Origin of the sequence: Micromonospora sp. NPDC049051 (assembly GCF_043197575.1) — a bacterium.
Taxonomy (GTDB): Bacteria; Actinomycetota; Actinomycetes; order Mycobacteriales; family Micromonosporaceae; genus Micromonospora.
In genome coordinates this window covers 16,664-38,898 of record NZ_JBICTL010000012.1, presented here as the reverse complement: position 1 = coordinate 38,898, position 22,235 = coordinate 16,664, and the positions used below count along the sequence as shown (strand labels likewise).

General features: G+C 71.8%; 18 protein-coding genes. 9 read left to right on the top strand and 9 right to left on the bottom strand.

The features are described 5' to 3' along the window. The first annotated feature begins 71 nt into the window (after nucleotides 1-71). On the top strand, nucleotides 72-5,840 hold the full coding sequence (locus ACGFIR_RS30175; RefSeq protein ID WP_393148758.1) for a helicase-related protein: 5,769 nt from the start codon (nucleotides 72-74) through the stop codon (nucleotides 5,838-5,840). Nucleotides 5,841-5,993: 153 nt separating this feature from the next. Here the strand turns inward: ACGFIR_RS30175 and ACGFIR_RS30170 are convergent, their stop codons facing one another. Further along, a complete protein-coding gene (locus ACGFIR_RS30170) occupies nucleotides 5,994-7,679 on the bottom strand; it encodes a pentapeptide repeat-containing protein (RefSeq protein WP_393148650.1) in 1,686 nt (561 codons plus the stop codon). Between the two features lie 369 nt (nucleotides 7,680-8,048). Between ACGFIR_RS30170 and ACGFIR_RS30165 the strand changes: the two genes are divergently transcribed. After that, nucleotides 8,049-8,345, top strand: coding sequence for a hypothetical protein (locus tag ACGFIR_RS30165; protein ID WP_393148648.1), 297 nt, complete (start codon nucleotides 8,049-8,051; stop codon nucleotides 8,343-8,345). Between the two features lie 194 nt (nucleotides 8,346-8,539). Here ACGFIR_RS30165 and ACGFIR_RS30160 read toward each other — a convergent pair whose 3' ends face one another. Then, nucleotides 8,540-8,749, bottom strand: a complete 210-nt coding sequence (locus ACGFIR_RS30160; RefSeq protein ID WP_393148646.1) for a hypothetical protein — start codon at nucleotides 8,747-8,749, stop codon at nucleotides 8,540-8,542. Between the two features lie 339 nt (nucleotides 8,750-9,088). On the opposite strand from ACGFIR_RS30160, the gene ACGFIR_RS30155 reads away from it, so the two are divergent. After that, on the top strand, nucleotides 9,089-10,117 hold the full coding sequence (locus ACGFIR_RS30155; protein ID WP_393148644.1) for a hypothetical protein: 1,029 nt from the start codon (nucleotides 9,089-9,091) through the stop codon (nucleotides 10,115-10,117). Nucleotides 10,118-10,230: 113 nt separating this feature from the next. Here the strand turns inward: ACGFIR_RS30155 and ACGFIR_RS30150 are convergent, their stop codons facing one another. From ACGFIR_RS30150 to ACGFIR_RS30130, 5 genes are all read right to left on the bottom strand, one after another. Beyond that, on the bottom strand, nucleotides 10,231-10,404 hold the full coding sequence (locus ACGFIR_RS30150; protein WP_393148642.1) for a hypothetical protein: 174 nt from the start codon (nucleotides 10,402-10,404) through the stop codon (nucleotides 10,231-10,233). Nucleotides 10,405-10,767: 363 nt separating this feature from the next. Then, nucleotides 10,768-11,946 (bottom strand): competence protein CoiA family protein, encoded by a 1,179-nt coding sequence (locus tag ACGFIR_RS30145; RefSeq protein WP_393148640.1) that lies wholly within the window; start codon nucleotides 11,944-11,946, stop codon nucleotides 10,768-10,770. Nucleotides 11,947-12,266: 320 nt separating this feature from the next. Further along, nucleotides 12,267-13,223, bottom strand: a complete 957-nt coding sequence (locus ACGFIR_RS30140; protein ID WP_393148638.1) for a hypothetical protein — start codon at nucleotides 13,221-13,223, stop codon at nucleotides 12,267-12,269. A gap of 16 nt (nucleotides 13,224-13,239) precedes the next feature. Then, on the bottom strand, nucleotides 13,240-14,736 hold the full coding sequence (locus tag ACGFIR_RS30135; RefSeq protein ID WP_393148636.1) for a relaxase/mobilization nuclease domain-containing protein: 1,497 nt from the start codon (nucleotides 14,734-14,736) through the stop codon (nucleotides 13,240-13,242). Next, on the bottom strand, nucleotides 14,736-15,179 hold the full coding sequence (locus tag ACGFIR_RS30130) for a plasmid mobilization protein (protein ID WP_393148634.1): 444 nt from the start codon (nucleotides 15,177-15,179) through the stop codon (nucleotides 14,736-14,738). Before ACGFIR_RS30130 ends, ACGFIR_RS30135 begins: the two co-directional genes overlap by 1 nt. 415 nt (nucleotides 15,180-15,594) lie before the next feature. Between ACGFIR_RS30130 and ACGFIR_RS30125 the strand changes: the two genes are divergently transcribed. Next, a complete protein-coding gene (locus ACGFIR_RS30125) occupies nucleotides 15,595-15,933 on the top strand; it encodes a hypothetical protein (RefSeq protein WP_393148632.1) in 339 nt (112 codons plus the stop codon). Between the two features lie 71 nt (nucleotides 15,934-16,004). Here the strand turns inward: ACGFIR_RS30125 and ACGFIR_RS30120 are convergent, their stop codons facing one another. Both ACGFIR_RS30120 and ACGFIR_RS30115 read right to left on the bottom strand, forming a co-directional pair. After that, complete coding sequence (locus ACGFIR_RS30120) at nucleotides 16,005-17,144, bottom strand: M23 family metallopeptidase (RefSeq protein WP_393148630.1); 1,140 nt, start codon at nucleotides 17,142-17,144, stop codon at nucleotides 16,005-16,007. Continuing rightward, entirely contained in the window at nucleotides 17,141-17,623 is a 483-nt protein-coding gene (locus tag ACGFIR_RS30115) for a hypothetical protein (protein WP_393148628.1), read from the bottom strand. Before ACGFIR_RS30115 ends, ACGFIR_RS30120 begins: the two co-directional genes overlap by 4 nt. A gap of 456 nt (nucleotides 17,624-18,079) precedes the next feature. On the opposite strand from ACGFIR_RS30115, the gene ACGFIR_RS30110 reads away from it, so the two are divergent. The 5 genes from ACGFIR_RS30110 to ACGFIR_RS30090 all read left to right on the top strand — a co-directional run bounded on the left by ACGFIR_RS30110 (nucleotide 18,080) and on the right by ACGFIR_RS30090 (nucleotide 22,230). Next, nucleotides 18,080-18,421, top strand: a complete 342-nt coding sequence (locus tag ACGFIR_RS30110; protein WP_393148626.1) for a hypothetical protein — start codon at nucleotides 18,080-18,082, stop codon at nucleotides 18,419-18,421. Nucleotides 18,422-18,507: 86 nt separating this feature from the next. Continuing rightward, nucleotides 18,508-18,732: a hypothetical protein gene (locus ACGFIR_RS30105; RefSeq protein WP_350823658.1), complete on the top strand. Its 225-nt coding sequence runs from the start codon at nucleotides 18,508-18,510 to the stop codon at nucleotides 18,730-18,732. A 17-nt stretch (nucleotides 18,733-18,749) separates the two neighbouring features. Continuing rightward, on the top strand, nucleotides 18,750-19,487 hold the full coding sequence (locus ACGFIR_RS30100; RefSeq protein ID WP_393148624.1) for a hypothetical protein: 738 nt from the start codon (nucleotides 18,750-18,752) through the stop codon (nucleotides 19,485-19,487). 41 nt (nucleotides 19,488-19,528) lie between these two features. Further along, nucleotides 19,529-20,755, top strand: a complete 1,227-nt coding sequence (locus ACGFIR_RS30095; protein ID WP_393148622.1) for a hypothetical protein — start codon at nucleotides 19,529-19,531, stop codon at nucleotides 20,753-20,755. Beyond that, nucleotides 20,752-22,230, top strand: coding sequence for an SCO6880 family protein (locus tag ACGFIR_RS30090; RefSeq protein WP_393148620.1), 1,479 nt, complete (start codon nucleotides 20,752-20,754; stop codon nucleotides 22,228-22,230). The genes ACGFIR_RS30095 and ACGFIR_RS30090 overlap by 4 nt, the downstream gene beginning before the upstream one ends. Nucleotides 22,231-22,235: the final 5 nt, after the last annotated feature.

Below are 22,235 nucleotides of genomic sequence, written 5' to 3'. Positions count from 1 at the left end.
TCGACGACGTCGGCGCGGCCGGCCCCGATCCCACCGGGCCGGCCGCCGACGACCCGGCGCCCGACGCCGCGGTGGTTGATGCCACGGAATCGTTCCGGCCGAGCGGCCAGCAGGACCTGGCGCCCGCCGGCGAGATGGCCAAGCTCCGAGCAAACCTGGCCGCTCTGCGCACCCTGCGGGAGGTGCAGTCCGCCGGCCGGCCGGCGACCGCCCAGGAGCAGACCGTGCTGGCCCGCTGGTCCGGGTGGGGTGCGGTGGCGGGGGTGTTCGAGGCCCGCACCAACCACCCCAACTACGCCCGCTTCGCCGAGCAGCGAGCCGAGTTGCGGGAGCTGCTATCGCCGGCAGAGTTCGCCGCCGCCGAACGCACCGTCCTCAACGCGCACTACACCGACGTCGCCTACGTGCAGGCGATCTGGGACGCGGTGCGGGAGCTGGGCTTCGACGGCGGCGCGGTGCTGGAGCCGGGCTGCGGCTCCGGCAACTTCATCGGCCTGGCCCCGCAGCAGGCACGCATGGTCGGCGTAGAACTGGACCCGGTGACCGCCGGCATCGCCGCCGCCCTGTACCCGCACGCGGAGATCCGCACCGAGAGCTTCGCTGAGACCCGGGCCCCGTCCGGCGCGTTCGACCTGGCGGTGGGCAACGTGCCGTTCGCGCGGCTACCCCTGGTCGACCGGCGACACAACCCGGGCCGGCATTCGCTGCACAACCACTTCATCATCAAGAGCCTGCATTTGACCCGGCCTGGTGGGCTGGTCGCGGTGCTGACCTCCCGTTTCACGATGGACGCCCGGCATCCGGCGGCCCGGCGGGAGATGGCCGCGCTGGCCGACCTGGTTGCCGCGGTGCGTCTGCCCTCGGGCGCGCACCAGGCCACCGCCGGCACGCAGGCCATCACCGACCTGCTGATCCTGCGGCGCCGCGAGCCGGACCGTGAGCCTGCTCCGATGACGTGGGAGCAGACCCGCCCCCTGGGCCTCGACACGGACGCCGAGCAGCCTGAGCACGTCAACGGCTACTTCCTCGATCGGCCGGAGCGGGTGCTCGGGGAGATGGTGCTGGGGCGCGGCATGAACCGCGACGGCGAGCTGATCGTGCGTGCGGGCGCAGACACGGCCGAGGACCTGGCGCGGGTACTGCGCGACGTCGTCGCCGAGGCCCGCCGCGACGGGCTGGCCATGACGCCCCGCGACGACGCCGACCGGCTGGCCGAACCGCTGGCGGTGCTCGCGCCGACCGACCGCGCCGAGGGCCACATCGAGGCGCTGGACGCCGGCACCTTCACCACGGTCGCTGATGGTCAGGTCGTGCCCCACGAGGTGCCCGCCACTCAGGCCGACGAGCTGCGGGCGCTGCTCGGGCTGCGGGACACCGTGACCGCCCTGCTGTCCGCTGAGGCGGCCACCCTCGACGACGGTGACGAGCACGGCGGCCCGGCCGCCGAGGGCACGCCAGCGGCGCTGCGCGCGCAGCTCAACGACCGCTACGACGCCTACGTGGCCACCTACGGGCCGCTCAACCGGTACACCCGGCGCCCGACCGGCCGCACGGACCCGGAGACCGGCGAGCCGAAGATGGCCCGGATCAACCCGCCGATGGGCAAGTTCCGGCAGACCGACCCGCACGCCGCCACCGTGTTCGCCCTCGAACACTTCGACGATCCGACCCAGCGCGCCACCAAGGCCGACATCTTCACCCGGCGCGTCATCCTGCCCCGGGCACCGCAGCTCGGCGCCGACACCCCGCAGGACGCCCTGGCGATCTGCGTCGACACCCACGGCGAGGTCCGGCTGCCGGAGGTGGCCCGGCTGCTGGGTGTCAGCGAGCCAGAGGCCCGCGCCGCGCTCGGCGAACTGGTCTTCGACGAACCCGACACGGGTCGGCTCGTGGAGGCCCCGGAGTACCTGTCGGGCAACGTGCGCGTCAAGCTGCGTGCCGCCCAGGCCGCCGCCGAAGAAGCCCCGCGTTTCGAGACCAACGTGCGGGCGCTGCACCGTGTCGTGCCCCGCGACCTCGGGCCGGGCGAGATCGACGCGGCGTTCGGTGCGCCGTTCCTGCCCGCCGCCCTCGTCGAGCAGTTCCTGCGGGAGACGCTGCGGGACCCGGGGCTGCGGGTGGAACACGTCGGCGGCTCCGACTGGCGAGTCCGCGGCTTGCGCGCCGGCGTGCTGGCCTGCTCGACCTGGGGCACGTCGGGCATGGCCGCGCCGGACCTGGCGCAGCGGCTGCTGACCAAGACCCCGATCCGGGTATTCGTGGAGGTGGAAGAGGGCAAGCGGGCCCTCGACGTGGAGGCCACCGCAGCGGCGCAGGCCAAGGCGATCGAGCTGGAGGAACGCTTCGGCGCCTGGGTGTGGGAGGACCCGGAGCGGGCCGCCGAGGTCGCCACCCGCTACAACGAGCTGTTCAACGCCACCGTGCCGCGCTCCTACGTCGGGGTGACCCGGTCGCTGCCGGGCATCGCGGTGGGCTTCGTACCCCGCCCGCACCAGGTGGAGGCGGTGGCCCGCATCGTCGCCGAACCGGCGGTCGGGCTGTTCCACGCCGTCGGCGCCGGCAAGACCGCCGTGATGGCCATCTCCGCGATGGAGCAGCGCCGCCTCGGCCTGGTCAACAAGCCGGCGATCGTGGTGCCCAACCACATGCTGGAGCAGTTCACCCGCGAGTTCCTCCAGATCTACCCCCGGGCCCGGCTGCTGGCCGCCGGCCGCGACGACATGAGCACCCAGCGGCGGCGCCGCTTCGTCGCCCGGGCCGCGACCGGCGACTGGGACGCCATCATCATGGCCGCGAGCTTCTTCGAGCGGCTGTCGCTGTCCCCGGACGAGCAGCGCGCCTTCCTCGACGAGGAACTGGCGGAGCTGCGCGAGAAGATTGTGCGCGCCGGTGAGCAGGCCATCGAAAACGGCGAGAGCCCCAAGCGCAACAGCACCGTCAAGCGGCTGCAGAACACCCTCGCGCGCAAAGAGGAACGGATCAAGGAGAAGCTGGGCAGGGCCCGGGATCCGGGTGTCACGTTCGAGCAGACCGGCATCGACTTCATCTACCGCGACGAGCTGCACGAGCTGAAGAACGACACCATCAACAGCGCCATCCCCGACGCCGGCCACGAGGGCTCCGACCGGGCGGTCGACTTCCGGATGAAGCTGAGCTACCTGCGCCGCAAGCAGGGCCTGCGGGTGGTGTGTGGCGCCACCGCCACCCCGATCGCCAACAGCGTGCGAGAGCTGTACGTGGTGACCCGCCAACTCCGCCCGGACCTGCTGGCGGCCACCGGCACCAGCGACTTCGACACCTGGGCGGCCACCTTCGCCAAGGTCGTCACCGCGATCGAGGTGTCGCCGACCGGGCAGGGCTTCCAGATGCGCGCCCGGCTGGCCAAGTACACCAACGTGCCCGAGCTGTCGCTGATGATGCGGACCTACGGCGACGTCCGCACGCCCGAGGACCTGGCGCTGCCCACGCCGCTGCTGACCCAACGCGACGACGGCGAACGCGCCCCGCACATCGTCACGCTCGACCCCTCACCCGAGCTGGAAGAGTTCATCTCCAGCCTCGACGAGCGCGTCGACGACATCCGCAACCGCCGCGTCGAGCCGGAACAGGACAACATGCTCAAGGTCTCCGGGGAGGCCCGCGCCGCCTCCCTGGACATGCGCCTCATCGGCGGCGAGCAGAACACCCCCGGCAAGATCGACGCCGCCGCCAACCGCATCGCGGCGATCTGGCGCGACACCCGCGACACCGTCTACCTGCTCAACCCCGACGCCGCCACGCCGGTGCCGCACCCCACCCCGGGCGCCCTACAGATCGTCTTCTGCGACCAGTCCACACCCAACCCGGAGAAGTGGAACGTCTACGACGCCCTCGCCGACCTGCTCGTCGACCGGGGGATGCCCCGCGAGAAGATCCGCTACATCCACGAGGCCGACACCGACGCCAAGAAGGCCAGCCTGTTCAACGCCTGCCGCTCCGGCGACGTCGCTGTACTCATCGGCTCCACCGCCAAGATGGGTGTCGGCACCAACGTCCAGGCCCGCGCGGTCGCGCTGCACCACCTCGACTGCCCGTGGCGGCCCGCTGACGTCACCCAACGCGAGGGCCGCATCCTGCGTCAGGGCAACCAGAACGCCGAGATCAGCATCTACCGCTACGTCGTCGCCGGCAGCTTCGACGCCTTCTCCTGGCAGACCGTGGCCCGCAAGGGCACCTTCATCGACCAGATCATGCGCGGCACCTCCGCCCGCGAGATCGAGGACGTCAGCGACGAGACGTTGCAGGCGCACCAGATCAAGGCCATCGCCACCGGCAACCCGCTGCTGATGGACCGCGAGCAGGTCGCCCAGGACCTCACCCGCCTGGACCGCGCCGACCGCGCCCACCACAACACCCAGGCGGCGCTGCGCCGACAGATCGGCAACCTCAAGGCGTGGATCGTCAAGGACACCCGCCGCGTCGACGTCCTCGACGACGCGATCAGCCGCCGCCAGGACACCCGCGGCGACAAGTTCGCCGCCACCGTCGCCGGCCACCGCTTCACCAAACGCGCCGAAGCCGGCCGGGCCCTGCAACACGCCCTGACCGCCCACTCCCAGGGCATCGCCTCCACCGACCAGCGCGAAGCCGACGGCGTGGCAGAGCTCGGCGGCTTCCGCGTCGACGCGGTGCTCTGGACCGGCCGTGACGGCCTGCTCGTCGCGCTGAAATTCCACGGAATCACCGACTCCTCCACCACCATCAGCCTCACCGCCGCGATCGAGGGTGACCCCACCGGCCTGGTCCGCCGTCTGGAGAACCAGCTCACCGACCTCGACAGCGCCCGGGACACCGTGCAGACGCGCATCGCTCAGCAACAGGACGAGATCAACCGGGCCGTCGAGCAACTCGACCAGCCCTTCCCCCGCCGCGCCGAACTGCTGGACACCCGCCGCCGGCTCCGCGCCATCAACGCCGTCATCGACCTGATGGCCGCCCCACCACCACCCCCGCCAAGTAGCCCGCCCGCCGTGCCGGTCACCGTCACCGACTGGATGCCAGCCAGCGTGCGCGAGGGCCTGACCCCCGACGAACAAAGCTGGCTCGAACGCCGGGTACAGAACGTCGCCAGCGACAGAGCCGTCCAGCAGGCCGCCCGCACCACCGATCTGCCCGCCTTCGCCGCCACCTTCGACACCGCGCTCAACCACGCGCTGGCCGACCCCGGCAACACGGAAATGGCCGTGGCCGTCATGCTCCGCTGCGACGAGCCGGACTGGCGCCACGCCCTCTACAGCGCCGCCGGGCAGGCCGTGCACCAGGTCGTCCGCGCCGCCCCGCCACCGGCGCCGACGGCCCTCACCGCACCGCCGCAGCGTGACGTCGGCCCGGACCAACCGCAGCCCGTGGACCCGATGACGCCAGCCGCCATCGTCGCGGCCACCACCCGTGCAGATCGGGCCCTCCTCGACGCCTGCACCAGGCAGGCCGTGCGCGTCGACCAGGTCCAGGCCGCCGCCCGGGCCGGCGACGAAGCGGCCTTCACCGCCGCCTTCGCCACCGCGATGGCCACGACCATCGGCCAACTCGACGACCCCGCCGACGTCGGGCGCCTCACCGAACTCCACGGTAACGACGCGTTCCGTGACGGCCTGGCCCAACTCGTGTGGAGCAAACTCACCCCACTGGCCGGCGTCGACCAGGACACCGTGCCCGATTCGCGGCCGGCCGACGCCGCGGCGGTCGTGGCCACCGCGTTCCCGTCCGCCACCACCGCCGTGCCGTCGCCGGCGTCGACACGGCCCGCAGCGTCGGCGGCGCACAGCCCCGCCCCGACGGCGGAACCGGAATCCGCCCGGTAGGACGTGGGCGCGGTCAGGGAAGGTGCTGCCGCGCCGCTTCCGGTCCTCGCGCCGTAGCCGGCGCTGCGGTCCGGGTCGGCTTGCCACCGGTCTATCCCCGGTCGCTTTGGAAGCGTCGGCCGGGCACAGGCCATGGAGGTTGATTCGGCAACGCTATTCGGCAACTGACTCCGGTCCGTCGTACCTCGCCCCGTCGAGGGTCGCCTTGTCGAAGTTTGCGCCGCCACTGAACGTCGCCCCGCCGAACCCTGCCACTCCGGTGAACGTCGCCCCGCCGAACCTGGCGGCGCTGCCGAACGTCGCCCCGGAGAATACTGCGGCGCTGCCGAACGTCGCCCTGTCGAACGAGGCGTCGCCGCTGAACGTCGCCCCGACGAACCCTGCGGCGCTGCCGAACGTCGCCTCGCCGAACTCAACGTCGCCGCTAAACGTCGCCCCCTCGAAATAGGCGTCGCCACTTAACGTGGCCTCGTCGAACCGGGCGTCGCCGGTGAACGTTGCCCCGCCGAACCGTGCGTCGCCGCTGAACGTCGCCCTGTCGAACCAGGCGTCACCGCTGAACGTCGCCCCGCCGAACTCGACGTCGCCGCTGAACGTCGCCCCGACGAAATAGGAGCCGCCGCTGAACGTCGCCTCGACGAATACGGCCTCGCCGGTGAACGTCGCTGCGCCGAACTCGACGTCGCCGCTGAACGTCGCTGCGCCGAACCAGGAACTGCCGCTGAACGTCGCCCCGACGAACCCAGCCTCGGTGAACGTCGCTGCGCCGAACTCGACGTCGCCGCTGAACGTCACCCCGCCGAACCCGGCGGTACCGCTGAACGTGGCTGCGCCGAATCCTGCGGCGCCGCTGAACGTCGCCCCGACGAACCCTGCCACTCCGGTGAAGTGAGTTTTGGTGAAGGTGGCGTTGTGGAGGCGGCAGCCGGTGAGGTCGAGGTCGATGAGGACGGCCTCGGTGAGATCGAGCGTCACCTTTGGTCCCCAGTACAAGGGGTGGGGTTCCCCTTCTGGGGTTATTGGTCGCAAATGGCGGGCGAGGATGCGCTGGGCGGCGAGGCGAACCTGATGTTCTTCCCGAGGTTCCACGGCCGGTTTGTCAACCTCACCGGTGGCGGCCGTCGGTGTGGCTGGAGCGAGGCCACCCGCTAATGGTTGGGCAGCGGATATGGGGGTGGGCTGGTCGTCGGATGGGGTGTAGGGCATGCGCAGGTAGGCGCAGATCACTTCCACGATGCTCTGCCGGTGTGTGGGATTGTCCTGGGCGAGGCGTTCCAGGGCGTACAGGCCGGCGAGGCGGACCGGGGCCTTGTCCGCGCCAAGCTGGTCGGCGGCCTTGACATACAACTCGGTGACCCGCTTCTCCCCAGCGTCGTACTCGGCGGCCTGCTGGGTGCGCTCCGCCAACTGCTGACGACGGAACGCCAGCAGCAACGCGAACGCGGCGGTCACCGCCGCACCGATGGTCAAACCGGTGCGGATGGACTCCACCCGCAACTGCGCCCGCTGCACCCCGTCACCCACCGCCGGCACCGAACCCTGCAACCAGGCCACCGCAGCGCAGGTGACCGTCCCTACCAGGACCACCCCCACCGAGATCACCCACGACCGTAGAGGCCGCACCTGCCGATCCGGCGGCACCGGCGCAGCGGACACCTCGTGCTTCACGCCGTCGCGCCGCCACAGCAGCACCCCCGCAACCAGCACCGCCACGCCTACCACCACCGTCGCCAGCACCGGCCACCCGGAAGCCAGCACACCCCACCACGACCGGGGAACTGACACCAGCGCGACCGATAGCAGAACCAGCCCGCCGACCGCCATCAGAACGACACTCAACCGTCTCATCACACTGAGCAATCGTGCCCGCACATGACAAATCCTTGTCGCACCCGTCGATGGCAACGGGCGCGGTCGGTGTGGAGCACGATCGGAGCGGCCGGCCGGGCCCCCGTCGGCCTGACTTTCAAGGTTCCGCGGTCTGGCCGGCGCCGGCGGCCTCCACCATGCCGCCACAGCGTGACGTCGAGCCGGACCAACCGCAGCCGGTGAGCCCGATGACGCCGTCCGCCATCGTCGCGGCCACCACTCAGGCGGGACCGGGCCCTGCTCGATTCCTGCACCAGGCAGGCCGTACGCGTCGACCACGTTCGGACCGCCGCTCGATCCGGTGACGAAGCGACCTTCGCCGCCGCGTTCACCACCGCGATGACGGCAGCTATCGGTCAGCTCGACGACCCTGCCGACGTCGAGCGCCTCACCGAACTCCACGGCAATGAGGCGTTCCGTGGCGGCATGGCCCAACTCGTGTGGAGCAAACTCACTCCGCTGTCGCGCGTCGAGCAGGGCACCGTGCCCGGCTCGCGGCCGGCCGACGCCGCCGCGGTCGCGGCCACCGCGTTCCCGTCCGCCACCACCACCGTGTCGACGTTGACGTCGACACGGCCCGCAGCATCGGCAGCGCGCAGCCTCGCGCCGGCGGCTGAACCGGAGTCCGCCCGGTAGGTGGCCAGGTCAGGAGAAGGTGCTGCCCCGCCGGTACCGTAGGACGACGGTGTCGCTAGGGCTGCCAGCCGGCTGGCCAGCGTTGCCGTTGGTTGCCGTTGATCAAATCGATCGTGCCAGGGGGCCGCCGGTCGCCAATGTCCGGCGGCCCCCCACTGTCTCGATTCGTGCCGGGCGGCGCGGTCCCGGCGGTATTACGCGATCATCTGGTGCGCGCCGAGTGCGACCGCCACGGCGGTGGTGATGGCCGCGACCGGGCCGCCGGCCGCGAAGCCAATGATGCCTGCGGTGAGGGCCAGGATGCCGATCACCGCCCAGCGCAGAGGCAACCGGGACGGCTGGCCCGACAGTTGCTCCTCGCGCTGCGATGTACTCGAGCGGTCGCGGCGACGTACGCTCGCCATGCGGTTTCTCCTCTACTGCTTGCCAGGTGGTTGGGTGTGCCGTGCGCGGCCTCCGGATGGAACCCGGGGGCCGCCCGCATTTCCTCGGGCGTCCCGGCCACGCGCTCACGTCGGCGACGTGCCAACGCAAGTTCGGTGCAGGGCATACCGACGCGGCTCGTTGACCTGGCTGGCCCCTATCCGAGGCGGATGCACCTGCGGATCCCATGATGCGTCTGCCGACGCCGCCTGAAAGTCGATCTTGTTGTATGCTCGGAACGCTTTTGCACGACCTGGACGGTGCAGGTCCTGCGCAGAGGTCGGGCAAAAGCGTTCGTTCGGCAGCGCTAGATTTAGCCGGTGACTCTTCCCGGCCCGGCGCCCTGGATGTTGACCAGTCGCGATTCCACTCGGCTGTTCTCACGGCTGGAGCGCCTTGAACTGAAACGGGTTGATCAGTCAGTCAGTGATACGGGGCTGCACCTTCGCGACCTGCTGCGCAATGCCTCGTCGATGACGATCAGGCTCAACGACGGCGTGCGTGTGCGCAAAGAGTTCGTCTGCCTTCGGGAGCCGATGACCAACGGGTCCGACCGCGGCGTTCCGCCACCGCACGCTCGGCCGCCATCCACCCGGCTCATGGGGCGCAAGGGGGTCGCGTTGCGACTCATGCTGACCGCGCTGTTCGAGGCGCAGACCAGGACTGAGCCGGGCGAGCGACCGGCGGGCAATCCGCGGCCGCTGTCCCATGCCGGACGCGACGGTGTCGCTTGGACAGACCTGTTGGCCACCGACGCCGACGACGCCGGTGACAGCCGTACGATGATCACGCGGCAAGATAAACAACGCCGCCATCTCGGCAAAGGCCTTGAGGCACTCGAACGTGCATGCCTCGTGGCCCTGCCGCATCGCGGCGAACCCCGCAACATCCACCGCGAGTTCATGCTCCTGGAGGAAACGGCTGCCCCCACGCCAAAGCCGTCCTACTCTGTGCCGAAAAACAGCGATGACTCGTTCGTGGTGCCGACGGCGCTGTTCACGAACGGCTGGATCAGCGTGCTGTCCGACGCGGAGCTGGCGTTCCTGCTGATGACCATGCTGATGTACCACCCGGATCAGGAGGAAGGCGTCGCCGTGCCGGCCAAGGCCCGGCTGCAGTTGATGGGCATCGGCCCGGAGACCTACGAGGCGCACCGGCTGCTAGAGACGTTTGGCCTGGTGCGCGTGACGCGGCAGGCCGGTCGAGCGGCGAACGGACGGGTGGCCAGTGTCGGACCCGAAGGCGGTCGCCGCGCGCTGCCCGACCTTGTGCAACTGCTTCCTGAAGGGCTGAAGCGGGATGGTTACAGCACCGTCGCCGACAAGCTCGACAGCTTCTTTTGCCGCTGACGATCTCAGCCACTCGCGCTACGAGCAGATACCGCGCCATCTGCGTCCTCAGCCACCCGACCCGATGAGCACCCGCGTCTCGTGGCCGGGTGCTCATCGACGTCTGGGGCGGTCTACAGGGTCGAGATGATGGCCAGCGCGAACGTCATCATCACCGCCAACTTCAACAGGACCCTGTAGGCATCGGCGCGCTTCGCCGCGTTCCTCGACGCCACGGCAAACGCCACGGCAAACATGAACGCCACGCCTAGGGCCAGCATGTAGCCCACTTCGATCCACCCACGCATGGGTGCTCCTCCCTCGTCCGAGTGACATTAGGAGGAAAGAAGCACCCGAAATTTGTCCAAACATGCAGGACATTCGGTTCGGCGGCTCCCACATCCGATTATTCCGTACAGGTCCGAGAAACGGCCTTCGGGGTGCCGTGCCGGCCGATGCCGGCCGGAGGCCGCCAGCAGGTCGGGCACAACACCCCCTCGGGTGGCATGGGGCACGCTCAGCCTCGACCCGCGAACCCATGGCTTACGGACCAAAGAAGCCAGAGAAGGTGCTGCCGCACCGCTTCCGGTCCTCGCGCCGTGGCCGGCGCTGCGGTCCGGGTCGGCTTGCCACCGGTCTGGCCCTGACCATGTCCGTACCGGTCGCTGGACCTACCGGCTGGACAGCCCTTGGTCGAGTTCGTCCCTGCGGTAGTAGGTCGGGGAGTTCCGGCAGAGCTTGCACGCGGGAACCAGCGGCTGCCCGGCACGCCCGGGCGGCCTCTCGCCGCAGCATGGGGACAGGTTTTCCGCCTCGGGTGCCTCGCTCTGGGCGGCGACCGCTCCGGCTCGGCGTTCGCAGGCTCGTTCGTTCGTCCGGTCGCGACGCGGGGCGCTTCCGCCCTCGGCTAGCTCCAGGGTCCCGCCCCGCTCGGCGACAACCTCCATGTGGGAGGTCGCGGGGATCCAGGTAACTCGGTCACGGTGCCGGTACGGCAACCACGACCCGTGCAGGATGCCCTCCAGCAGGTGGTCCAGGTGCGGGCGCGGGCCGCACGGGAACGCTGCGGTGGTGGCGGCCTTCTCGCGGCTGTAGCTGCGGGGGTTGAAGGTCGGGTAGAGGTGCAGGCGCCCGCACGGCACGGCCTTGCGGGTGACTGGACAGCGGTTCGTGCCGGTCCAGAGGTCCGCCCACCCGCATCGCTGCTCCTCGAACGTGATGGCGCCCGCGCCGATCTCAAGCCGGGGCTCGGTCAAGTACAGGCGATAGTCGCTGAGAGCGGGCACGGACAGGTGCGGCACCGGGTGAAGGAACGCGATGTTGTCGGCGCTGCGGTCGGTGGTCCACACCACTCGGTCGCCCGCCTTGTGGAGAGCCTTCTGCCGGGCCCGGATGTCACCCGGGGCGACCTTGGAGTGCTGGACCTCGCCGGCCACGGTCAGGACGGGGCCGACGGCCACGACGTCGGGTCGACGGCGGGCGCGCGGTCGCCACACTTCGAGCTTGACGTCGCCGCCGACGGACTGCCACGTGCGGGCCTTGCGCTCCTTGAGCGCCTTGTGAGTGTCGGTCTCGGGCTCGTGCTCCGGGTGCGGTGAGCAACCGTCTTCGTGCCGGAACACCGGGCCGTACTGCCCCTCCACCAACGTCATCCAGACCGGCGACCGACCGAGCCCGTTCTGGGCTCGGTGGCGCATGCAGAGCAGGCAGAGCAGCTTCTGGCCGCGGATGCCGTGGGGTCGATCGTTCGCCAGGCGCTCGCGGAGAGCGGGCTGGTCGGGCTGACCCCAGTCCGAAAGGCGGGGCTGCAACTCGACTGCGGCCGGCACGTAGTACACCCCGTCGTTCATGGCGACCGGGTCAAGTTGCTCCCAGACTGGTTGGGTCACTGGTCCCCCCGGTGGCGGTCCTCGTGCTCGGCCGGAATCGGCCGAGCTGCATCCGCGCTCTGCGAGGGTATCGACCGACGCCGACACTGGCCGCCAAATGAGTAAATCTCGCAAGCAACCCCGTCCCGGCTCGCCCGGCGCGGCGTCGGCGCGCTCGCGTAGCCTGCACGACCGTAGCGACGCGGCGGGGGGCGAATGGTGGACATCGACTGGTCGACGTGGGGACCGACAGGAGTCGCGGCCGTGGCCACACGCCTACGGGCTTGTCACCGAACATGCGCCTACCGGCTGGGCGAGTCAAGGCCGGCCTCCACGGCTTTCACCGCAGGCACCTGACCGGCTACGTCGCTGCCGGTCTTCGCCCCCACCACAGCATCTCGGGTCGAAACGGGGTACGCCCGAGCAGCCGTCACCGCCCGTTCACTGCTGGTTGCGACGCTCTCCCCCGGATCGGCACGGACCGCCTGGTTCTCGGCGGTCTCCTGACTGCGGTCTCGACGTACCGTGCCGAGATCGATGCGTCCGTCGAGCTGGTCCTGCACCACCCGACACGCGAACGCCCCCGGGGTCCGGGCCCGGTCAACAAAGCTGGGCACACCGCGGAGAAGCTGCTGTACGTCGTGGCCAGCTTGCTGCGCCTGGTCCAGCGTGTACGCCAGAGCACCCCACGCCTCGCACCCGAGCACCCGCTCGGCCCGCTGCCCAGACGGCCATGCCTTGCGGACCTCGGCGGCCATCCGCTCCTGCCTGTCCCGCACCGCCTCGGCTGACATCGCCGGCCGCCGCACCCGGTCCGTGGCTTCGCGCACCGCCCGGTCGACGGCGTCGGACAGCACCTCGATGTCGTCCGGCTCTCGCGCCGACTCGGGCTTCTCGGCCGCCCGGCCCGCTCTCTTGGCGAGTTGGTCGACGACTGTCTGCCGGGCCTGCTGCGCCCGGGGGTCGATGTGCTGCCACGTCGACGCGGCACGCCACACCCGCGCGATGTCCTCCGTCCCTGCGGTGCGCCACCACCCCGGGCGCATCGCCGGCCGCCACACCGCCGCGTCGGCCTGCTGGGCCGCGCGAGCCTGCGCGCGAATCTGCCGGGCCTGGTCCTCGCTGGCCTGGGCGGCGCGTTGCAGCTGCGCGATGCGCGCGTCGATGAGCACCTGGGCCAGTTGGCCGGCGGCCTGGATCGCGGCGGTCATCGCCGCGGTGGCCCGCTGGTGGATCTCGGCCATCTCGTTGTCGGCCACTACCTCTCTCCGTCCCTCATCGCTGCGTCTGCTGATCCACCGCCGGGTCGACACGGATCCGGGCCCGCATCGCATCCGCCTCCTCGCGCCCGACGCGCGGGCCTGGAACGTCTCGCTCGACGTGCACCGCGCCCTGCGCGAGCAGCGGCATCAGGTGCGCCGCTGCCCTGGCCGCCGCGCCGGCCGCGTGTGCCTGCTGCTCGGCCGCGCGCAGCTCGGCCAGCGCCACCACCAGCCGGGCCGCCTGCACGACAACGGCGAGCAGCACTGCCGCCTCACCGCCGTCACGCGCGGGTCCGGTGACCATCAGCGCGTCGGCGACCCGGCCCAGCTCGGCGGCGATCGTCGACGCCGCCGGCGCCGCCGCGCGACGCGGTGGTGCCGCCGCGCGGGCCAGTGCGTCAGCCGCCCGCGTCAGCGGTCCCCGCCCCGACGGCTCGGTGACGGCCGCGACCCGCGCCAGTAGGTCGGCGCTGGCCCGGGCTGCCGCTGGCCACTGCGGCGAGCCCGACGCGACGCCGGCCAGCCGCCCACTGATCGCCTCCAGGGCGGCGGCCGACGACCGCCACACCGCCATCCGGTCCTCACCCCGCAGCATGGTCGATTCTGCGGAATCCGCCATCTTCCACTGCCCGGCCGCCGGCGGCGCCGCGTCGGGCCACCGTTTGCGGATCTGGGTCAGGCTCAGGTCACCGTCCAGGCTGCGACCGGCATACCAGCGTGGCTTGCCGGTACCGGCCGGCCGCAGCGCCACGGCGTACCCGACCACCTGGTCCCCGTCGGTCGCCGCGGTGCGCGCAGCGACCAGGAGGCCGGCACCCTTCATCCGCGCGACCCACTCGGCCTCGCTGGTGGCGCCGGCGAGCGCGGCCCGGACCTGGCGGCGCAGCAGCTCCCGGTCCGGCGCCTGGTCGACGCGCCGGGCCCGCTCGACCTCGGGCCGGGTCAGCTCCGGACGCTTCGTCGCACCGGCCCGACCGGGCGTCCACTTACCCAGGTGGAACTCGTCCTCCAGGAGGTCGGCGACCTGCTGGCTGCGCCGCTTGTCCTGCCGCAGCCACACCGGCGCCCCGTCCTCGGTGGCGAGGGTGACGACCAGGTGCACGTGGTCGTTGCCCTTCGCCGACAGCCCGTGCCGCACCGCGATCCACCGACACCCGGCCCGCTCCGCGTCACCAGCGAAGCCCATCTCCTGCACGAACCGGCCCGCGATACGGCCCCACGTCGCGTCGTCGAGCTGCCCCTCGTGGGCCGGCAGACTCAGCGAGCACTGCCACACGTACTGCGCGACGCCGCGCTCGCCGGCGGCGATCTGCGGCGCGTCCAACCGTACCGCCAGCTCGTCCAGCGACCACCGCTCGCCGTCGCGGTCGTGCCGGCCGGGAGCCAGCAGCGACACGTCGTCGTACCCGGCGACCAGGTGCGGGTTGACGTGCTCCTCGACCTTCCCCGGGCCCCACAGGTACTCCAACAGGCCCCGGACCCGGGCACCGTAGGTCACCTTCGGAATCATCAGCGTCGGCCGGTCTGGGCGGCAGCGATTGCAGTCACGAGGTCGTCGACGCGGGCCGCGATCCGCGCCAGGTACGCCGCCGTGGCGGCCAGGTCCCCGGCCGGCTCCCCGGTCGAGTGCAGCCGCGCCACCGCCTGGTTGAGGTTGGTCGCCGCGCCCCGAACCTGCCGGTGCACACCCATCAGCTCGACCAGCAACGGTCCCGTCTCCCCACCCCCGCCCGGGCCCGTTAGGGCGGGCACGAGCGGCGCCGAACCGGCCTCCGCCAGGTACGCCGAGGTGGCCATCCGGGCCGCCGCCGCATTCGCCTCGACCGCCGCCCGCTCCGCCTCGGACAGCCGCACGGTCACCCGGTGCACGCGCGGATCCTCGTCGGTGTGAGCACGCCTACGGCGCTCACTGGCACCGAACCGGACCACACCGACCTGCGGCGACTCAGCCACGTCGACCACCCTCCCGGCGGGCCGACGCCGCCCTGATCTGCCCGGCCGCCACGCGGCCCGTCTGACCAAAAGTCAGACTTTTACTCCAACTTGCTCCGGCGAGGCCGGTGGGTCGCGCGTGCGCGACCTGGCCGCGTGGTCGCGGACCCGAGCACACCTGACGGCGCGCACCACGAGACGGCCTCGTGGCGACCCGGCACGGCCGGTTGCCAGCGTCCGCCGTCGACGACGCGGCGCGGCACTGTGCGACGTGCCGGTGGTACGTCCGTGCTCCTGGTCGACGTCCTCGATGAGCGCTGCCGGCACCTCCGGCGGCCACCAGCGGTGCCGCAAGGGCGGGCCCACGAGGATCGATCTTGGCCGCTAGGCTCGGCGTCCACAGCCACCAGACCGGAGCATCCAGGGGGAGGATCCCATGGCCGACCAGACCGCCAAGGCCGTCCGTACCGAGACCGAGAAGGCCGCGCTGCAACTGCTGCGCGAGCGCGCGGCCCTGGTCGGCGAGGCCGCTACCGCCCGGCACGACCGCGACCAGCTCGTCGACGCGCTGCGCGAGGCCAACGCCCGCTACGCCGCCCGATACGCCGACGCTCTCGCCGGCGGATGGACCGACGACGACCTGGCCCGGCTCGGCCTGGACGCGCCGGAGCCGTCGACCACGTCCAGGCGGCGCCGCCCGCCCCGCCAGGCGCAGCCCGCACAGAGTCAGCCGGACGAGCTGGTGCCGCCGGCCGACGTCCCGTCGCAGACGTAGCGGCCACGCCCACGTCACGATGACGGCCTCCCCTGCTGCGGCGGGGGAGGCCGTCATCGTTTGGGCGACGGTCACGACCTGGTCCCGAGCGGCACGCCGCGGGCCCGCATCCACGACTCGGGGTCAACCGCGTTGCTGGCGTTGGCGTGGAACGGGCCAGGACGCACGTTGGTGTGCACCTCGAAGTGCAGGTGCGGCCCGGAGCTTCCGCCGGAGTTGCCGACGTGTCCGATGACCGCTCCGGCCGCGACGCGCTGACCGATGGACACCTCGGGCCGCTCGATCATGTGGCAGTAGCGGGTCACGACGTTGCCCGCGTGGCGGATGTCGACGTACCAGCCGCAGCCGCGCGCGCCGGTGTGCCCGTCCCGGTCGCAGGTGGTGTGCCAGTCGCACTTGACCTGCTCGACCACCCCCGCCGACGCGGCGCGGATCGGGTCGCCCCGCACGTCCGTCGTCGACATGTCGACGCCCGCGTGCAGGCGGCCGTTGCGCTGACCGAACGGGCTGGTGACCACCGCCCGCAGCGGCTGCACCCAACCGCCCGGACCAACCGGTACCGGGCCCAGGTCGTTGACGCCGCACGGGGCCGTCGGCGCACCACCGCCGATGTCGTCGATGCTCGGCAGACCGAGCACCCGCGCGGCGAGCTGCTCCGCGTCGGGCTCCCATTTCTGGTACGCCTCCGGCAGGCCCGAACGCTGCACCGCCTGCGCGGCGTCGGTCAGCCGCATCCGCTGCCACCCGTCGACGCGCACCAGCGCCTCGTAGAACTTCTCGGCCGCGTAGCTGGGCGTCATCCGCTCCCGCACGCTGCCCCATCCTGGACGCTGCTGGAACAGCCCGACCGAGTCGTGATCGCGGCCCACACCCTCGTGCGGCAGCGACAGCGACTCGGGCACCGTCGCGTTGGCGAGGTTGCGCAGTGTGGACTCCTGCATCGCGGTGGCCAGCGCGATGACGTACCCGCGCGGCGGCACCTGCCGCTGGCGTCCGACCGCCACGATCGTCGCCGCGTGCGTGCTCTGCGCGCTGTCCCACCTGCCGCCGCCCGGCACCGGTGAGGCACCAGGTAGCGACGGCACCTCGCACGCCGCCGCCTCAGCCTGCGCCTGGCCGAACAACATCAACGGCAGGCCCACCGTCCCGCCGCACACCAGCATGACCACGGCGGCCACCGCCGCGATCAACGCGACCGGTCGCCGAGTCACCGAACCGCCCGAACGAAGTCGTTACCGGTGACCACCCAGCGCCCAGCCACGGCGGCGAGGGTGACGGTCAGTGTGCCGGCATCGGTGGACACCTCGTACACCGCCGCACCGTTCTTCGGCGCCTGCTTCGCCGCCGGGCGGCCCGTCACCTGGGTCGCCGGAACCTGCCCCGGGTCGACGGTACGCAGCGCGCGGGCAAAGCCGTCCTCGCAGTGCGGCGCGACCCGCTTCCACCACACGTCCGCCGGCAGATCCGAACGTGCCCATGCCACCGCGAACGCCTCCACCACCCTCGGCGCCTGGGCCGCCGGCGGCAGCGCGGCCGGGGCACGCTCGTCGCCGTGGTCGTCGCTGCCCGGTGCTTCGCGGGACGACGTCGGCGACACCTCGACCGCGCTGACGGTCGGATACACCGGGCCGCTGATGTCCGGTGCCGGTGTGCCCGGCTCTGCCGCCGTGCCGCACCCCGTCAACGCCACCGCCGCACCCACAGCAGCCAACGCCGCCCGAACCTGCCATCCACCGTCTGTGATGCGCGCGGATGTGGCTGCTCTGCGTGCCATATGACGCCTCCCCCGTACTTTCATTCGCGTCCTTGTCGCGGCAGAGCAATCACCATAGATCCATTGAGAAACGCGGTGCTACTGTCGGCTACTCGTCGGTGACCTTGTTACACGGGGGAGGCATCAGGTGGCGGGGAGCATCTGCGCGCGGCGGGAACGCCGGTGAAGACAACCGCTGTTACCGCGCACCGCACGCGCCTTGGGAGCGCACCCCACCTTCCGTCCTCGGCGATTCCGGAAAATGTCCTCCTGAGTGGATGGCCGCCGATCTGGTGGGTCGGGTGCCACGGTGGAGCGGGCACGAGCACCCTGGCGCGGCTGGCCGGCTTCGGAGTCGACTTCGGTAGGACGTGGCCGCTGACGACGCCGGCGATGCCGCCCGCCCAGGTGGTGCTGGTGTGCCGCTTGTCCGCCCACGGCACCTGGGCGGCCACCGGAGCGATCGAGCAGTGGCGTCGCCGCGCCGGCATAGCCGGCACGACCACCGTGCTGGGCGTGGTCGCTGTCGCGGCCTCCCCACGGCGCCCCCCGCGCATCGCCACCGAACGACTGCACCTGCTCGGCGGCTGGGCGCCGCAGGTGTGGCGCGTCGGCTGGATCGACGCGCTCCTGGCCGCCGACGACCCCCGCGACGTCGGCACACCCCCCGACGTCGAGACACTCCGCCACGCCCTCGCACAAAAGATCCACACAAGACCGGAAGTGAACCGATGACGCTCGCAGACCTACCCGCTCGCCTCGGGCTGTACCTGGCAGCGCCCACCCCTCCCCCTGGTGGGGTGCCGAACCCGGGCGGCGGCGTGGCACCCCCCGGAGTGGTGCAGAGCAACGTGCTGGAAATCCTCCAGTGGATCGCGTGGCTCGCCACCGCCGCGTGCGTCGGAGGAATCATCTACAGCGCCGCGAAGATGGCCATCGCGCACCGCCGCGGTGACGACACCAACGTCGCCCAGCTCGGCTGGGTGTTCGCCGCCTGCATCCTGATCGGCAGCGCATCCACCATCGTCGGCGCCCTGATCGCCTAGCAGGCCGGGAGGCTGCCATGTCATCGCCTGACTTCGCCCAGCGCCCGCCATGGACGCGCCCCGGCTTCATCGCCGCCGCCGTGCTGCTCCTGGCCGTCATCCTCATCGGGGTCCTGGTCGCCGTGTTCGCCATCGCGAACAACGGCCGCAGTGGTGCCGCTGCAACCAGCACGCCGACGCCCGGTTCCACACCGGCGGATAGCAGCACTACGGCACCAGGAGCGCCGGAGGCTGTGCCAACGGCTCCGCCGGCCGACGTGCGGTGGGAGCTGGTCGGCCAGACGGCTGTACCGGTTAGCGCCTCCTCCGGCCCGAGCCGGACCGGCGAGACCGCAGCCGGCTACGCGCACACCCCCGAGGGCGCGCTGATCGCCGCCGCGCAGATCAGCACGCGGGCCGCCTACTCCGCCGGTCGCCAGTCGTGGGAGCCGACCATCCAGCAACAGTTCGAGCCGAACGCCGATCGGGACCGGCTCCTGGCAGCACTACGCGAGGCGGGGGACACCCCGGCAGATCCCGGCGAGCTCAGCCAGATCGCCGGCTTCAGCTACCAGTCCTACACCCCTGACACCGCCGTAATCGGCCTGGTGTTCCGCGCCCCCTCCGCTGGCACGCCGCGCTACCACGTGTTGTCGCTGACGCTGCTCTGGCGCGACGGCGACTGGCGGATGATGCCACCACCCGGCGGTTCCTGGACCTCGATCAACCGGATGACCTCCGACCTCATCGGCGTCGTCGAATGGGGTGCGCGGTAGTGCCGTGCACACCCGTCATCGACCCGAAATGCGTCCCGGGGATGATCGCGGAGAGCACCGCTGGCCGGTTCATCGAGGAACTGTCCGAGCAGGCGTCCGAAGCCGCCGCAGAGATGCTCAAGGCCCTGGTCGCGGGCTGGATGTCCATCCCCACCCCGAAGGTGTCCCAGGGCTCCTGCCACACCGACGCATCCGGGAAGCTCGTCTGCGATGGCACCGTCGACTACCTGAGCGCCTACACCAACTGGGCGGTGGCCGCGCTCGCGGTGGGTGCGGTGCTCGTCGGGGCGATCCGGCTCGCCTGGGAACGCAACGGCCGCGACGCTGGCACCCTGACCAGAGGCCTGGTGACGATGGTCGTGCTCGCCGGTGCCGGCGTGCCCGCCGTGCAACTGCTCATCGGGATCGGTGACAGCTACTCCGACTGGATTATCAGGGCCTCCGCCGACGGTGACCTCGGTGCCCGGCTTCGCCTCTTCGCGCCAGCCGCCGCGACCAGCGGACTCGCCCCGCTAATGGCGATCGGCATCTCGATCATGATGTTCCTGGCCACCATGGTGCAGTTGCTGCTGCTGCTGGCCCGGGGCGCCGGCCTGGTGCTGCTGGCCGGGCTGCTCCCGCTGGCCGCCGCGTCGGGCATCGCCGGGTCCGGCCGCGCGATCCGTGACCGGTACCTGACGTGGCTGCTCGCTCTGGTGCTCTACAAGCCGGCGGCGGCCACGATCTACGCAGCCACGTTCTGGATGCTCGGCAAGGGCCAGGACCTCACGACGTTGCTCACCGGTCTGGTGATGTTCTGTATGGCGATCGTGGCGCTGCCGGCGTTGATGCGGCTGATCGCCCCGGCTGTGTCGGTGCTGTCCTCCGGTGGGTCTGGCAGTGCGGCGGTCGCGGCGACGTCGGCGGCCGGGCAGGTCGCCTCGGGGGCGATTCGGCTCAACGCCAGCAGCGGCGGGCCCGGGGCGCGCTCCGGTGGTGGTGATCCTGGCCGGCCCGGCGGTGCCACCCCGTCCTCGCCGGTGCCGGCACCCCGCCCTTCCGGTGGAAGCGCCAGGACTAGCACGGCGACCCCGACCCCGGCCGGCTCGTCGACGGCCGCGACCGCCCCGACGGCGACCAGCGCGGCGCAGACAACGAGCGCGGCGGGCGCCGCCACCTCGGCGGCCGGGCCAGCCGGCCTTGCGGTCACGGCGACGCAGGCAGGACCCGCCACCGTCCGCAAAGTCGGCGGCACGGCATCTGGAGCGACAGGCGGTGAGGGCGCATGAGCACCGACGTACAACCTCGCTCCGGCGAGCAACAGCAGCAGCGCACCTACGGCAACTGGCGCGTGGGGCTTGGCGCTGGCCTGTTCGGCCTCGGCCCGGCTGGCACGATCGCCGCGTTCCTGGTCATGGTGCTGTCCGCGGCGATGCTGCCGGTCTCCGCCCTGGCCGCACTGGTCACCGCCGTCATCGGGTTGCTCGTGCTCGCCCCCCTGGCGATCCGGATCAACGGGCGCACCGGGTTCCAGGTCATCACCGCCCGCATCGCGTGGTGGCTGGCACGGGCCCGCCGCCACCACGTGTACGTCTCCGGGGTGGCGTCCCGGGTCACCGCCGCGCACCAGCTCCCCGGGGTGCTGGCCCGCTCCGAGGTGTACGAGGTGGAGACCGGCCGGTCCGGGCTCGTCGCCGTCGTCGTGGTGCCGCAGAGCCGGCACTACACCGTCACCCTGCGGTGCGCGCCCGAGGGCATGGACCTGGTCGACCAGGCCGTCATCGACGCCCGCGTCAGTCACCTGGCGTCGTGGCTGGCGGCCCTGTCGCGCGAGCCGCAGCTCGTGCAGGCACAGGTCACCGTCGAGACCACCCCGGACCCGGGCACCCGACTGGCCGCCGAGGTCACCGCCACGACCCGCCCCGACGCCCCGGCGCTGGCCCTGCAGGTCCTCGACGACGTCGTACGGTCCTACCCGGCCGGGTCGGCGGCCGTCGACACCCGCGTGTCGCTGACCTACACCGCCCCGCCCGGCCGGTCCATGTCGCACGAGGACGTCTGCCGGGAGGTCGCCGCCCGGCTGCCGCACCTGCACGCCGGGTTGACCGGCGCCACCGGCGCCGGCATCGTGCCGATGTCCGCCCGCAGCCTCGCCGCCGTGGTGCGCGCCGCCTACGACCCGGACGCCGCCCTGGACCTCGCCCGCGACCCGCAGCTCACCCCCGACTGGACGCAGGCCGGACCGGTGGCCACCCGGGAGAGCTGGGACTCCTACCGGCACGACTCCGGCGTCTCGCGCACCTGGTGCATGGTGGAGGCCCCGCGCGGGGTGGTGTATTCGAGGTTGTTCGCCCGGCTCACCGACCCGGACCCGCAACTGCTGCGCAAGCGGGTGAGCATGATCTACCGGCCGTACTCCCCCGCCGACGCGGCGCGGCTGGTGGAGGCCGACAAGCGCGACGCGAGGTTCATGGCCGCCAAGAAGCCGCGGCCCAGCGCCCGGGACCTCACCGACCTGGCCGCCGCCGACCAGGCCGCCCAGGAAGAGGCCACCGGCGCGGGGGTCGTCCGCTTCACCGTGCTGGTCACCGCCACTGTCGCCGACGACGGCAAGCAGCTCGACGAGGCCACCGGCATCATCCGGGCCCGCGCGGGCGAGGCCCGCCTGACGATCCGGCCGATGTACGGCTGCCAGGCCGCCGGATTCGCCGCCGGCCTACCCGCCGGCATCGTCTTGCCCACCCACGCCACGATCCCCTTCTAGGACGG

Excerpts from the sequence above, each read along its gene's own strand:
- ACGFIR_RS30150 (WP_393148642.1), bottom strand. The coding sequence starts at position 10,404 with ATGCGTGGGTGGATCGAAGTGGGCTACATGCTGGCCCTAGGCGTGGCG.
- ACGFIR_RS30100 (WP_393148624.1), top strand. The coding sequence starts at position 18,750 with ATGTCATCGCCTGACTTCGCCCAGCGCCCGCCATGGACGCGCCCCGGC.
- ACGFIR_RS30145 (WP_393148640.1), bottom strand. The coding sequence starts at position 11,946 with ATGAACGACGGGGTGTACTACGTGCCGGCCGCAGTCGAGTTGCAGCCC.
- ACGFIR_RS30095 (WP_393148622.1), top strand. The coding sequence starts at position 19,529 with ATGATCGCGGAGAGCACCGCTGGCCGGTTCATCGAGGAACTGTCCGAG.
- ACGFIR_RS30160 (WP_393148646.1), bottom strand. The coding sequence starts at position 8,749 with ATGGCGAGCGTACGTCGCCGCGACCGCTCGAGTACATCGCAGCGCGAG.
- ACGFIR_RS30135 (WP_393148636.1), bottom strand. The coding sequence starts at position 14,736 with ATGATTCCGAAGGTGACCTACGGTGCCCGGGTCCGGGGCCTGTTGGAG.
- ACGFIR_RS30125 (WP_393148632.1), top strand. The coding sequence starts at position 15,595 with ATGGCCGACCAGACCGCCAAGGCCGTCCGTACCGAGACCGAGAAGGCC.
- ACGFIR_RS30090 (WP_393148620.1), top strand. The coding sequence starts at position 20,752 with ATGAGCACCGACGTACAACCTCGCTCCGGCGAGCAACAGCAGCAGCGC.
- ACGFIR_RS30110 (WP_393148626.1), top strand. The coding sequence starts at position 18,080 with ATGCCGCCCGCCCAGGTGGTGCTGGTGTGCCGCTTGTCCGCCCACGGC.
- ACGFIR_RS30165 (WP_393148648.1), top strand. The coding sequence starts at position 8,049 with ATGACGGCAGCTATCGGTCAGCTCGACGACCCTGCCGACGTCGAGCGC.